Source organism: Chondromyces crocatus (genome assembly GCF_001189295.1).
Lineage (GTDB): Bacteria > Myxococcota_A > Polyangia > Polyangiales > Polyangiaceae > Chondromyces > Chondromyces crocatus.
This window is the reverse complement of the sequence record NZ_CP012159.1, coordinates 6,995,326-7,008,531: the sequence shown is the minus strand read 5'-3', so window position 1 is coordinate 7,008,531 and position 13,206 is coordinate 6,995,326. Positions and strand designations below refer to the sequence as shown.

12 protein-coding genes are annotated in these 13,206 nt (G+C 65.9%); 7 read left to right on the top strand and 5 right to left on the bottom strand.

The genetic code is table 11. The features are described 5' to 3' along the window. Window positions 1–58: 58 nt before the first annotated feature. Window positions 59–991, bottom strand: coding sequence for a lysophospholipid acyltransferase family protein (locus tag CMC5_RS25610; protein ID WP_050432876.1), 933 nt, complete (start codon window positions 989–991; stop codon window positions 59–61). Between the two features lie 131 nt (window positions 992–1,122). Between CMC5_RS25610 and CMC5_RS25605 the strand changes: the two genes are divergently transcribed. Both CMC5_RS25605 and CMC5_RS25600 read left to right on the top strand, forming a co-directional pair. After that, on the top strand, window positions 1,123–2,043 hold the full coding sequence (locus tag CMC5_RS25605; RefSeq protein WP_050436132.1) for an NAD-dependent epimerase/dehydratase family protein: 921 nt from the start codon (window positions 1,123–1,125) through the stop codon (window positions 2,041–2,043). A 44-nt stretch (window positions 2,044–2,087) separates the two neighbouring features. After that, the gene (locus tag CMC5_RS25600) at window positions 2,088–3,380 is read left to right on the top strand and encodes a hypothetical protein (RefSeq protein ID WP_050432875.1); all 1,293 of its coding nucleotides are present in this window, start codon (window positions 2,088–2,090) and stop codon (window positions 3,378–3,380) included. A 119-nt stretch (window positions 3,381–3,499) separates the two neighbouring features. Here the strand turns inward: CMC5_RS25600 and CMC5_RS25595 are convergent, their stop codons facing one another. From CMC5_RS25595 to CMC5_RS25585, 3 genes are all read right to left on the bottom strand, one after another. Next, complete coding sequence (locus tag CMC5_RS25595) at window positions 3,500–3,955, bottom strand: SRPBCC family protein (protein ID WP_050432874.1); 456 nt, start codon at window positions 3,953–3,955, stop codon at window positions 3,500–3,502. Between the two features lie 195 nt (window positions 3,956–4,150). Next, entirely contained in the window at window positions 4,151–5,038 is an 888-nt protein-coding gene (locus CMC5_RS25590; RefSeq protein ID WP_156338868.1) for a hypothetical protein, read from the bottom strand. A gap of 22 nt (window positions 5,039–5,060) precedes the next feature. Next, the gene (locus tag CMC5_RS25585) at window positions 5,061–8,231 is read right to left on the bottom strand and encodes a TonB-dependent receptor (RefSeq protein WP_245677750.1); all 3,171 of its coding nucleotides are present in this window, start codon (window positions 8,229–8,231) and stop codon (window positions 5,061–5,063) included. Window positions 8,232–8,595: 364 nt separating this feature from the next. On the opposite strand from CMC5_RS25585, the gene CMC5_RS25580 reads away from it, so the two are divergent. The 4 genes from CMC5_RS25580 to CMC5_RS25565 all read left to right on the top strand — a co-directional run bounded on the left by CMC5_RS25580 (window position 8,596) and on the right by CMC5_RS25565 (window position 11,277). Next, complete coding sequence (locus CMC5_RS25580) at window positions 8,596–9,357, top strand: TonB family protein (protein ID WP_050432872.1); 762 nt, start codon at window positions 8,596–8,598, stop codon at window positions 9,355–9,357. Window positions 9,358–9,540: 183 nt separating this feature from the next. Continuing rightward, window positions 9,541–10,278, top strand: a complete 738-nt coding sequence (locus CMC5_RS25575; RefSeq protein WP_050432871.1) for a MotA/TolQ/ExbB proton channel family protein — start codon at window positions 9,541–9,543, stop codon at window positions 10,276–10,278. Between the two features lie 85 nt (window positions 10,279–10,363). After that, window positions 10,364–10,777 carry an ExbD/TolR family protein gene (locus CMC5_RS25570; protein WP_050432870.1) on the top strand — a complete coding sequence of 138 codons (414 nt, stop codon included), beginning with the start codon at window positions 10,364–10,366 and terminating at the stop codon, window positions 10,775–10,777. Between the two features lie 5 nt (window positions 10,778–10,782). Further along, complete coding sequence (locus tag CMC5_RS25565; protein ID WP_050432869.1) at window positions 10,783–11,277, top strand: ExbD/TolR family protein; 495 nt, start codon at window positions 10,783–10,785, stop codon at window positions 11,275–11,277. A 24-nt stretch (window positions 11,278–11,301) separates the two neighbouring features. On the opposite strand, the gene CMC5_RS25560 is transcribed toward CMC5_RS25565, so the two are convergent. Then, on the bottom strand, window positions 11,302–11,835 hold the full coding sequence (locus tag CMC5_RS25560) for an AgmX/PglI C-terminal domain-containing protein (protein ID WP_050432868.1): 534 nt from the start codon (window positions 11,833–11,835) through the stop codon (window positions 11,302–11,304). Window positions 11,836–12,137: 302 nt separating this feature from the next. Here CMC5_RS25560 and CMC5_RS25555 point away from each other — a divergent pair, with 302 nt between their 5' ends. Further along, a complete protein-coding gene (locus tag CMC5_RS25555) occupies window positions 12,138–13,190 on the top strand; it encodes a type IV pilus twitching motility protein PilT (RefSeq protein WP_050432867.1) in 1,053 nt (350 codons plus the stop codon). The last annotated feature ends 16 nt before the right edge of the window (window positions 13,191–13,206 follow it).

Below are 13,206 nucleotides of genomic sequence, written 5' to 3'. Positions count from 1 at the left end.
CGAGCGCAGGAGACACGGCGCTCCTGGAGGCCGACGGAGGCTGAGGCGGCGCCGTCCCTCACCAGAAGACGCTTTTCCGTTCCTTCAATCCGCGGTTGAGCATCGACTGGATCCGCGCCCTCACGCTCTCCACCTTCTCGGCGGCCACGGCGTCGTCATCATCGGGGTCGCCCCGGAAGTGCATCGGCTCGCCGAAGTGGATCCGGTACTTCGTCGGGAGAGGAAGCTGGCCGCCTGGCAGGAGAAACTGGGGGAGCAGGGGGAACGAGGGCATCCCCAGCGCCTTGGCGACGCGCTCCATGTTGCCGAAGGAGATGTACTGCTCTTCTGCGCCGATCACGGAGACAGGGACGATGGGGGTGTCGGTCTCCAGGGCGAGCCTCATGAAGCCGAGGCCGAACTCGCGGAGCTGGTAGCGCTGGGAGAACGGCTTGGAGATGCCGCGCGAGCCTTCGGGGAAGACGAGGATCGCGGCGCCCATGTCGAGCAGTCGCTTCGCGTTCTCGGGGACGCCGACCACCTGTCCCACGCGGGAGAAGCAGGTCGAGACGAACGGCAAGGTCTGCGTCCACTTCTCGATCATGCTGCGCATGATCCTGGGGGGCTCGGCGTCGAGAAACATCGACGCGCCGATCAGCATTCCGTCGAACGGGAGCTGCCCCGAGTGGTTCGCGACGAGCAGGACCCGTCCACTCGGGACCCGCTCGATCCCGGTCACGGTCGTGCGGAAGTAGAAACGATGAAAGAAGGCGGCGAGTCCGACCGCATACTTGGCCCACGCAGGGTCGAGACCGAACGGATCGACGCCGCTCGATGCAGACGCCAGCGGGACCGCGACGCGACGGAGGCGCTCCTCGAAGTCGCGCCCCAGCAAGCGCGTGGTGAAATCGTCCGCGGCGTCGCGCGCCGTGCCGCTCAGGAACCTGGCGAGCGGGAACGCGACGTTCGTCGTGAAGTGGTTGACCCTCGCGAGAGCGCGAACCTCCGTCATGAGGCATTCACCCTAGCAAAATAGGTCCCTCTTGACGATCGCGGCCTCGGAGGCGACCGTCGGGGGCCATGAGCGACCGCGCGTCCCAGTTTCCTGCCAGCCGACGCCCCGGGCAGCAGATCGACGAGAGGATGCGCCCGGTGTTGATCACGGGCATCTGTGGGCGGCTCGGGCGCAGGCTGGCGCGGCGACTGCATCGTGAGCGTCGGGTGATCGGCGTCGACCGGCGCTCGTTCGAGGGCCGTCCCAAGGACATCGAGCACCACCAGATCGACCTCCGCCGCAAGAAGATGCAGGACATCTTTCGCCACGAGAGGCCTGCCGCGGTGGTGCACCTCGGGGTCATGCACAACCCGCGGATCGATCAGGTCGAGCACCACACCTGGAACGTGACGGGCTTTCAGCGGCTCCTCGAGTACGTCGCGCAGTACGAGGTGCCGAAGCTGATCATGCTCTCCAGCGCGAACGTGTATGGTCCGCGCCCTGACAACGCACAGTTCCTCACCGAGGAGGCTCCTCTCCTCGGCGGAGCGATGTTCAGCGACATCCGCGATCTCATCGAGATCGACATGCTGGCGCAGTCCTTCTTCTGGAAACAGCCGCAGACCGAGACGGTGGTCTTGCGCCCGGCGCACATCCTCGGACCCGTCCGGAACGCGCCGTCCAACTACCTCCGTCTGAGCGTCATCCCGACGCTGCTCGGCTTCGATCCGATGGTGCAGGTCATCCATCATGACGATGTGGTGAGCGCCATCGTGCAAGCGCTGGAGCCAGGGGTGAGGGGGGTGTTCAACCTGGCAGGGCCACCGCCGCTGCCCCTCTCGGAGCTGATCGACCGCACGGGTCGGAGTCGGGTCCCGGTCCCTCACTTCCTCATGCGGAACGTCATCCAGCGCCTCTGGAGCTTCAGGGCCACCTCGTTTCCGGCCCCCGAGCTGGACCACATCCGGTACGTGTGCATGGTCGACGATCGGCGCGCGCGGAAGATCCTGGGGTATACTCATCAGTTCGACATTCAGGACACCGTGCGGGCGGTCGACGGGGTCCTGTAGCGTGGTCGTCGCACCGCTCTGATCGAGGGATACGAGTCAGGCCCATGGCTGGAAAGCTGGGGGGAGCCTTCATGGTCTGTGTGATGGGGCCGCTGCATTTCGCGGGCTCCTGCGTCCAGGCCGGGAAGCTGCAAGAGGCGTTGCCGAATCTTGCCCCCGAAACTCTGTGGCGGAGTCTGGAGCGAGGCATCGAGCAGACCGCGAAGCTCGCCGGGGTGCAGCCACGCGATGTGGAGCAGCTGCTTCCCATGACGGAGCTTCGCGCGGCGATCGAGCAGCTCACCATTTCCTATCGCCTCGCGGCCCACGCCTGGAGCGTTCATGCTGGGCACATCGGGGGGTTGCTCAAGGGGCTCACCGATCTGACCGTCGATGGTCGGCCGCCCGACTCCAGCGTCGGGCTGATGCGGGTCGCGAGGAAGCTTTCGCGCGACAAGGCCGTCGCTGCCCCGCTGCAGCGGTTCGCCGACGACATCGGGCGCTGGCAAGAGCTGCTCCTGCGGGCGCGCGTCGCCCTCGATCAGGACGCTGGCGGCTTGTTGAAGGCCTACCGTCGACGGCGGCTGGCCAAGATAGGAGCCCTCGTGGTCTCGGTGCTGCTGCTGGCCGGCGCCGTGCTGTTCGCCGTCAGTCTTCAGCGTGCCCGTGGTCGCGTGGACGAGGCGCTGGGGGCGGCAGATCCCTGCGTGGTGCGGGGCATCGCGCCCGCCGATCTCGATCTGGGATCGGGTGAGCAGCGGGCGGCGGCGGGGGAGAAGCTGCAAGCGTGCCACGAGCGGCTGGCACAGCAGGAGCGAGAGCGAGAGGAGCAGGCGCGGCGAGAGGAACAGGCGCGTGAGGCCGAGCGCCAGCGAAGAGAGCTGGACGCCCGCTGTGAAGCGCTCGCGGGGCGGCTCGATGTCGGTGAGCTGTCGGGAGAGGAGGACGTTCTCACCAGCGGAGAGGCGGCTCTGCTTCAGCGCATCGTTCGGCGGACGCTGTCGCCTGCCGATCTCGGGCCCGCCGATCCTGTGCTGCCCTGCATGGGTACGAGCAGTGAGCCACGCGTCTTGCGCGCGTTCGCCGATTCGGCGACGGCTACGGTGTGGAGCTGGATCACCGTGGTCGATCCCTCTCCCAGAGCCCGTCAGGCATTCACGCGGCGCACGGTGGACATGTCCGAGCGGGCGAGGACGGTGCTCGCCGTGCGTGCCATCGATACGGCAAAGAAGGGCATCACGGCTGGCGACAAGGCGTCGCTCGCTCGTGCGCAGCGTCTCTGCGACTTGGCCGACGCGCTCTCGGTGATCACCGGCCAGCCGTGCCAGGCGGCGCGTGAGCTCGTCGCCAGGCCTTGAGGGGTTGCCAGGGGAGGGGGGGGCGCTCCGTGCAAGGAACGCGCTGCCGCGCGCTGCCGCGAGGCGCTCGCGACGCCAGCTGGTGAGCTTCAGCGACGCGAGCAGGGCGGTCGGGCGCTTCACGTGCGCTCCTCGCACGCGCGTCGTGTGAGGTCGTGGCGGTAGGTGAACATGCGTTCGAGTCGCTTCCGGACCATCCGATCCGCCACCCAGGTGCCGAGCTTGCCGAGGGGGACCTCGTAGTCGATCCGGTCCACGAGCCAGCAGCCTCCCTCACCGTCGGGGAGCATGGTGTGCGTATGTTCCCATTTGCGGAAGGGACCCTTCCGCTGCACGTCCTGGAACATCCGCCCTTTCTCGTAGGCCGTGTGCTCGGCGTCCCAGCGGATGCTCACAGGGCCCAGGCGCATCACGAGGGCCACCTTGGCGCCGACGTCGATACCTGCCGACTTCTCCAAGACCCGTGCCGACTCCCAGGGCGGGGTGAGTCTCTCCAGCGCGTCGGGGGCTTCGTGGAAAGCGAAGACGCGCTCGGGGGTGGCGGCGATCCTGGAGCGCTTCTCGTAGATGGGCATGGGTCGAGTCCGTGAGTGGACGAGCCTACTGTAGCGGTGCGCGTGTTGGAGCGCGACCGAGCGATGGCCGTGCGCACGCGCCGAGTGTGGCGTGAGCGAGCGACCCACGGCTGGGTGGGGCGTCGACAGGAAGTGAGGGGTCGTGGAGTGTGCCGCAGGCGCCACGTGGAGGGCGCCTGCGGCCAGAGGAGGGGATCAGTCCTGCGGGCGCTGGATCTCGTTGCTGTCGAGCACGCAGAGCAGTGCCTGCGCGTCGCAACGAACCCGGAGATCGGGACCCAGGCCGGAGCCGTGGTTGATCTCGTAGGGAGGCTCCGGGTCGTCCTCCTGATCGCAGAGGGCGTTGTTCGGCTTCCCCGTCCCGTAGATGTCGCACTCGGGGTTCTGGTCGGGCGTGCAAGGCACGCACGAGCTCGGATCGCCGATGGGATCGCACTCACCGTCGGGAACGGAGGGCGCGAAGAAGGCGAGTTCCTCGCAGCCGACCTCGGGCCACAGCATGACCGCCCGGTAGGTGGCGCTGCAGTTGGCGAGGTTGTCGGTGTACGTCATCGTCGCCTGTGCCTGGTTCCCCAGGTTGGCAGGCGTGACGTAGACCTCCAGATCGGACCAGGTGTACGAGATGTCCACCTCGGCTTGCGCCGTGGGGTCCTCATTCGTCGGCACGATCTCCGGGAGCACGATGGTCGCAGGGCTCAGCGTGGCTGCCTTGCAGACGTTGCTCTCAGGATAGGCGCCGTCGAACTCGCCGAGTGAGTAGGCCTTGTTGCTCTCCGGGCCACCGACGCCGTGCAAGTAATTGCCCGCCGTGCTTGGCTGGATGGCGACGAGCCGTCGATCGGTGTCGGGCAGCTTGCCGCTGCTGTCCGGCGGATTGTAGACCTGCAGGCCGATCTGTTCGTACTGCAGGGCCTGATAGCTCGGGTTGCAGGACTCGTCGCCGCTCACGAAGAACAGCTTCGCAGCGAACGGGCTAGCCGTCGCCGTGCCCACCGTGCATTCGGGAGCCGGCTGCGAGCAGCCGGTCAGTGACGCCCACAGCGCCCCGAGCCCGATGGCCATACCAAGGATTCGCGTCTTCATGACTCGTTTCCTTTCTCCAGGCCTAGAAGGTCACCCGAGCACCGAACCGGAAGGTCCGAGGCATCTGGTAGGAGAGGGGGTTGCCGAAGTTGGGGTTCCTGTCTTCCTCGGTGAACGGCGAACCGTCGTTCTTCCGGATGCAGCTATCGCCGCCGCTCGGCAGCAGCTGCCCCGGGGTCCCGTCGACGCAAGGGAGCACGTCGGAGTTCGTGTAAACCTGGTCAACCGAAGCGACCTGCTGGAAGTTGAACATATTGAAGATGTCCATCGACACCGTGAGCATGCTGTCCTTCGCGAGGTTGAGGGAGAACCCGATACGGCCGTCGAAGTCGTGCTGCCACGGGAGCCGCTCGCCGCTGCCGCGCGGGAGGATGTAGGCCTCGCCACCGCCGTAGAGGGGGTGAGAACCGAGGTAGTTCGTCGGACCACCGGAACGGCTGCGGAACGAGAGGCCGAGGTCGAGCAGCATCCCGCCCGGGATCTCGAAGCCCTTCGAGCCGTACAGCTTGATCTCGTGCGTGCGATCGCCGGGCAGGGCGCCGAAGCGGTTCGGGAGCAGCGAGATGAGGTCGAAGTCCGAGTTGATGTTGGGGTCGAGCTGGCCCGTCTCCGGCCGGTAGAGGCCGGCGATGTTGCCGCGCAGGTAAGACGCCGTGTAGGTCGCCTGGGCAAGCCAGAGGTCCGCGAACGTCTTCATGAAGTAGAGGGTCACCGCATCATAGGTACGGGTGGCCTCGGGGAAGTCGGTCGCGATGCCGGAGCCGGGGTTACCGAGGAAGTACGTGTTGCCGTCGTCGCGGCTCATGTCCTCGATGACCTGGTTCAGCCAGCGGCGGGTGTAGGTCGCGCCGAGGCGGGCCGAGGGGAAGATCTCGTACTCGCCACCGATCATGAACTCGTCGGAGGACTGCGGCGTGATGCTGGAGTCGACCGCTGCCTTGCCACCGCTGAGCGGCAGCCAGTACTGGTTCGGGTCGTAAGGGCCGTTGATGGCCATACGCCCACTGTCGGCCTGGCAAGCAGCGCCGGTCGCCTGGGCGGGATCACGAGGATCGCAGGTGCCACCGCCAGCAACGCTGGGGCGGAGCGACATGATCTGACGCTCGTTGCCGAACGCACGGTCGAGGATGTTCAGCGGGACGCTCTGGTAGTAGCGAGCGTAGTTCGCGAACAGCTTGGAGCGACCCTGCTGGGTGAAGTCGTAGACGACACCGAGACGAGGCGACCACTGGTTGGGCAGGGCGAGGGCGACATTGCCGTCGTTGCCCATCAGGTACTGCGCGTCGTAGCGGACACCGAGGTTGACGGTGACCTTGTCCATGATGCTCCAGCTATCCTGGACGAAGCCACCGAAGGTGGTCGACATCGAGTTCGCCTGGATCTGGTCGAAGATCACGTAGTCGCTGACATTGGGACCCGTCAGGAAGCCGTACATACGGTAGTCCTGGAAGTTCCCGCCGCCCGTGCTCTCACGGAACACCTGACGGCCGCTGTAGCCGCGGGTGTTGTCGTACATCATCAGCTCGACATCGATGCCGCCCTTGACGACGTGATGGCCGAGGCCCTCGAAGAGGCCGGTGACGATGCTCTTGAACTGCAGACGATCGAGCGTGGCGTCGCTGAGGAGCGAGGGACCGCCGCTGTTGTAGGTCTGCGCAGGGCAGGGCATGACCGTCCGGGTGGTGCCGTCGGGCCGGGTGAGGACGCGGGGCTCGCAGCCAGCAACCGCCTCGGGGGGCAACGACTCGAACTCGCCGATCGAGTGGAAGCCGGGGTTCGCGTTACGGCGCCAGATGACGCGGGGAACGCCGGCGAGGCCGCGGCCGGCCGCGATGTCGTGAACGGTCGTCCCGTCGGAGGCCAGCGTCTTGGAGACCTGGTGATGCCAGCCGAGGGTCGTGTCGAGCAGGACGCGCTTGTTGTTGAACGCCGACTGCCAGCGCAACGACACGTCGGTGGCGCTGTCGACGTACTCGTGACCAATCGCCTGGTAGGGGCCGTTGAAGGTTCCGCCCTCCATGCCACCCGAGGCGGACAGGATGCCCAGGCGGCCATTGCCACCGGAGCTGCTCGGCGAACCGTAGACGCTCAGGGTCAGGGTGTTGTCCTGGTTGACCTGGTACGTCAGCTTGCCGATGTACTGGATGGTCTGCGACGTACCGTAGTACTTGCGCCGCGTACCCTCGATCTCGTCGACGAGGGTGAAGCCGCTGTCGCTTCGGTAGGGGTTTCCGAACCCGGTATTTTCACCCGAGCGGCTGCTGGTCGCGTCGTCGTCGGGGTTCGTGTCGAAGCCCCTGATTCGGTTCAGGTAACGCTCGACCCGGCGGGTCGTCAGCGCGATGTCGACACCGGCGAAGAACCAGAGCTTGTCCTTGATGATCGGGCCGCCGATCTCGAAGCCGTAGTCCCGGATGTTGCCGAGGTAGGGCTCGGTGAGGACGGTCTGACCCTCACGCTGGACGATCTCGCGCCGCCCTTCCATGGATCCAGGGCTGATGTTGAAGAACACGGAGCCGTGGAACTCGTTACCACCGCTCTTGGTCACGACATCGAGAACACCGCCGGTGGACCGTCCGTACTCGGGCATATATCCGCCGGTCACCACGTTCACCTCCTTGATGAACTCCATGGTGAGGGGCGTACCGATGATGCCGAAGGCAGGATCGTTCACCGATACGCCGTCGATGACGTACTGGTTCTCGGGGGAGGTCGTGCCGTTGATCGAGGTGCCGTACGTGTCGGACTTCGCGCCAGGTGCGATTTCCGCGACCGACTCGAAGGAGCGCTGCGCGCCGCCCTTCCCGGCAGGCGGCGCCACCGCGATGCGACGCGTGAAATCCTGGTTGATGTTCTGTGCGAACGTGCTGGATCCGACGTCGACCGTCGGTGCACGACCGACGACCACGATCTCCTCGCCAGCACCAGCCTGGACGGCCTCGGGAGCGAGCTGTTGATCGATACGAATGGTCACCGCAGAGCGGAGGGTGATCCCGCTACGGGACGAAGGCTTGAAGGTCTCCTTCTCGAACCGGAGAGTGTAGTCACCGGGGGGCAGTTGGGGGATACGATACTGTCCAGTCCCGTCCGTAACCACAATCTGCTCGCCCAGCAGAGCGGGCGAGGTGGCAGTGACAACGACGTCCGCGGCGGCTTTACCCGTCGATGCGTCGATGACCTTGCCCGTAATCACTGAAGAACCTTGGGCCAAGGCAGGAACGGCTGAAAACAGAACGGCGGCAAACAGGAGCAGCGCCGCCCACAGACCAACGGGTCTTCTCGGCGGTCGCCTTTTAACGCTTCTAATAGTGTCGAGGAGATTCACAGAAACTCCCTCCAGGAAAGTACGGCATCACTGAGTCGGGCCCTACCCTAAACAGATTCGAGGCGAAGCAATAGACTTTTTGTGGCATGGACGCGCTGGTAGACTCCTCTCGGGTGCCACGGTCGGGTAGCCAGCGACTCGAGACTTTTGCCTCGAAAACCGCAGCTCCAACCCGACCGTGGGATGTTCCTGGACAACCAGCCAAAGCCTCGAAAAGCTTCGGAAACCCCCCATGTTCGACTCGGTTCTAGGTCACGCTACCGCCTCGAAGGGGCGCCTCGGAGCGGGCACGGTCCTCTCCGTCATTGCGCACGGCATTGTGATTGCCGGCGTCCTCTACATCTCCACTCGTCCTGTAGAGGAGGAGAAGAAAGACGTCGAAGTCACGTTCTTCGCGCCACCGCCGCCTCCACCGCCGCCGCCGCCTCCACCACCGCCAGGCGGGAAAAAGACACCAAAGACCGACATCCAGAAGCCGAAGCCGATCCAGCGGCCCGACGTCATTTACGACTCCAAGGAGAAACCGAAGGAGAAGCCGCCGGAGCCTCCCAAGGAGAAGGAAGAAGACGAAGGGGAGGAGGGGGGCGTGCCGGGTGGCGTGCCGGGTGGCGTTCCCGGGGGCGTCGTTGGTGGTGTCGTCGGGGGGGTCCTTGGTGGACAGCTCGGTAGTCCGACACCGCCTCCACCCCCGGAGCCGCCGAAGCCTCAGTATCAGATCCTGCCATTCGGTGCTGGAATGACCCGGCCGAGCCAGGCGTGCTCGCCGATCTATACGCCGCAGGCCCGGGCAGCCCACGTGGAAGGGCTGGCCATCGTGAAATGCAATATATCCGCCCAGGGTGTTTGCAGCTCCTGCTCGATCATCAAAGGACTGCCGCACATGGATCAGGCAATCCTTTCAGCCATGAACGGATGCCGCGTTGCCCCGGTGACTTTGCAGGGGCAGCCGATCGCGGTGTCCTACGTCTTCAACCTCCGGCTCAAGGCACCCTGAGCTGAGATTCTCGATCGCGGGGGTCGCTGGTTGTTGTGCAGAGTCGCCCCGTAGTAGAAGGAGCGCCCTCGGTTCCTTGAAAGCGTCCCTCACGTGCGATTTGCGTGAGAGGCGCTCGATTCCAACGTCGCCCGAATCATTTCGGGCACCACCCTGCGCCAGGGAGGCGCGAGCGAGACGACGATGCAATTCACATTGGTAGAGCTCTGGGGCCACATGGGCCTGTTTGCCAGGCTGGTCGTGATCTGCCTCGGGATCATGTCCGTGGCGTCGCTGATCGTATTCGGCGAGCGGCTCCTCGTGTCGCTCAAGTCCAAAGGAGCATCGCGTGATTTTGCGGTCCGTGTCGGGCCTCTCCTTGCGAAGGGGGACCTGGAGGCCGCCGCGAGTTCGGTCAAGCCGAAGAGCGAGCTTGGCTACCTCGGTCGCGTGATCAACGCCGGGCTGGTTGCTTATCAGAACAGCGCGCCGTCCAAGCTTCCCGCGCCGCATGACGAGCGCGATGGGGTGTTCGACTCGGTAGCTCGCGCTCTGGAGCGACAGAGCCAGCGCGAGATCATCTCGCTGAAGCGCGGCTACGGTCTCATCGCGACCGTCGGCTCGACGGCACCGTTCGTCGGACTTCTCGGGACCGTCATGGGTATCGTGACCGCCTTCCAGATGATGGCGGACTCGGGCTCAGGTGGTCTCGGCACGGTCTCGGCCGGTATCGCCGAGGCGCTCGTGACCACGGCGTTCGGTCTGCTCGTCGCGATCCCGGCCGTCATGGCGTACAACTGGCTTCAGGGGTGGATCGACGCCCGTTCCATCGACATCGCGGAGTCGTCGAACGAGTTCCTCGACATCGTCGCCAAGCGGCTCGACGGACGCCTCGGTGCCGACGCGGATGATGACTCGGACTCCGAAGAAGAGGCCGCCTGAGGAGGTCCGGCCCTCGCACCGGACTCCGCTCCGCATTGCTGCGGGCGGGTGAAGGCGCGGTGACCGACCAGGAGCGAGCGCTGTCATGGGGATGGCTGCAGGCCCTAGCAAGGGCTTCAAAAACGAGATCAACGTCACGCCGCTGGTCGACGTCGTCCTCGTCCTCCTCATCATCTTCATGGTCGTGACGCCAATGCTGCAGCGCGGCAAAGATGTGAAGCTGCCGCAGGCGAAGCAGATCGAAGAAGAAAAGAAGGACGCTGATCCGCTGATCCTCTCCGTGACCCTGGAGAAAACGACCTGGGTCGAGAACGATCAGTACGACGACGATGGCCTGGCCAAACGGCTGGGCGACGAGTTCATCCGAGCACCAGGCCGCAAGGTGCTGGTGAAGGGTGATAACCGCCTCACCTTCGGCGATGTCCGCAGGGTGATGGAAATCGCGCGCAAGTCAGGCGCCAAGAGCGTCGGCCTCGCGGTCGAGCAGTTGAAGGAGTAAGCACGATGTCGTCCCGCACGAAGAAATTCGTCATCCGGCCGGCGTCGGGGATGAACTCCGACATCAACGTCACGCCGCTGGTCGACGTCGTGCTGGTGCTGCTGATCATCTTCATGGTGGTCACGCCCCTGCCCGAGAAAGACATCGCGGTACGCGTACCGGACACCGAGAAGGTCGAGACCACCGACGAGGTGCCGAAGGATCAGCTCCTCGTGCGCGTCATGGCGGACGGCAAGCTGAACCTCAACACGGGGGAAGCCGAGGCGCCTGTCGCTCGGGAGGACCTGGTGAACAAGCTGCGCGAGCAGCTCGACCGCCGCCGTCGGCCCGAAGAGAAGGTCGTCTTCGTCGTGGCCGAGGATGGAGCCAACTACGGAGGCGTGGTCGGTGTCCTCGATCAAGCGAAGGAAGCTGGGGCCACCGTGCTGGGCATGATGACCGAGGTGCCCGACGAAGCTCCTGCGAACGGTGGGGAGCCAGCTCCTCCACCCGCGCCTTGAAGGAAGGGGCGCCTTCCGCGCCCCTCACCAGAAGAGATCGAAGCTCAGCTTCATTCTCCGTCCCACCTTACCAAACCGGACCTTCTCGATCGCGTCGGCCACGCAGTCGGCGACGTCTTCATACCGCTCATCCGGTGGGGTGATGCTGGCGCCGAGCACTCGGCCATTGGGAGCGATGTGGACCGTGGCCTTCACGCGCCCCTGGAGCCCTTTACGGCACGTCCAGGCATTGGCTCGGGCCTTCGCGACAGCGGGCTTCGCCCACTTCTCCGTCAGCTCCTTGGCTGGAGATCGTGACTCGATCTCGTAGCCACGCTCGGCGAGTCCATCTCCCCCCACGGGTCTCGGCCACTGCCTGTCGCGGACGCTGCTCAGCACGCAACGCTCGAGCTGGCGATCGCCGAGATCGCTCTCGCCCAGATAGGCCCATTTCAGGTTTCCGTCCGGTGCCACCCGCATCCTCAGGGTGAACCGCCCTCCCAGGGATGGGTTGCGCGTCGTGGCCTCGTCGAAGCAGGCCTGGATCGGGCGATCGAGGGACTGGAAGGCGCGTCCCATGGCCTCCTCGTTCAAGCCGCCGATGTCGGACGTGACCTCGGATGGCCCTGCGTCAGGGGTCTCAGGCGGCAAGCTAGGGGCGGCTGGCGGGGGAGGGGGAGGGGGAGGGGCACCACCGCATCCGACGACGAGGAGCAGCGGCATGGCGCGAAGCAGAGGAGACACGCGGAGCACGGAACGATTACCGTCCGGTGCCGAGCAGGAAGCAACCCCCTCTCCCAGGCACCGGCCTCGTCGCCGACGACGGCGAGCGACTTGCCCACCTTTGGGCCCGAGTGCGTCCCTTCTGATACCGTCGCTTTGTGACGACCCCGTACGCCTCCGAGGCGTTCATCCATCAGCTCCTCGGCAAGGCGCTCGCTGCCCAGGCGAGCGACATCCACCTGAAGGTAGGCCAGCCGCCTGGCGCCCGCGTTCGGGGCGACATGGTCTACTTCCGCGTCGACAAGATCCGCCCCGAGGACAGCGAGGCCGCGGCCAAGGTGCTCCTCACCGGGCGCCCAGCTCACGGTCAGCTCGGCTCCCTCCAGGAGGTCGATACCTCGTACTCCGTGGCGGGGCTCGGCCGGTTCCGGGTCAACATCTATCGTCAGCGTGGCTCCCTCGCGATCGTCATGCGGAGCGTGCCCCTCAAGATCCCCACGCTGGAGGAGCTCGGAGTTCCTGCGGCGGTTCGCTCGCTGGCCGAGCAGGATCGGGGGATCGCCCTCGTCGTCGGAGGGGCGGCGAGCGGCAAGAGCACCACGCTTGCAGCCATGGTCGGCCACATCAATGCCAGCTTCGCAAGACACGTGGTCAGCGTCGAGGACCCCATCGAGTTCCTCCATGAGGACAACCGCGCCAGCATCAGCCAGCGGGAGCTGGGGACGGACACGGACTCGTACCCGACGGGGCTCCGCGCCGCGCTCCGTCAGGATCCCGATGTCATCATGAGCAGCGCGCTGCCCGATCCCGAGAGCCTCGAGCTGGCCCTCCAGGCCGCCGAGACCGGGCACATGGTCCTCTCCGCGGTCCACACCGTCGACGTCGCTCGCACCCTGGCCCGCCTCGTGTCCCTCGGTCGCCACGCCGTGGAGTTCCGCGAGCGCCTCGCCGACTGTCTCCAGGGGATCGTCGCTCAGCGTCTCTTGCCACGCCGTGACGGCGCCGGCCTCATCCTGGCCGTCGAGATCCTCGTGGCCACCCCGGCGGTGCGTGACGCGATCCGAAGGCCCGAGGTCGGTCCTCCTGTGCGGGAGCTCATGGAGAAGGGGGGCGCACCCTTCGGCATGCAAACGTTCGACACCCACCTCCGCGCCCTCGTCGCCCAGGGCTCGCTCGCCAAAGAGGTCGCCCGGATCGCCACGGTTCTCTGAACACCCCTTGATGGCG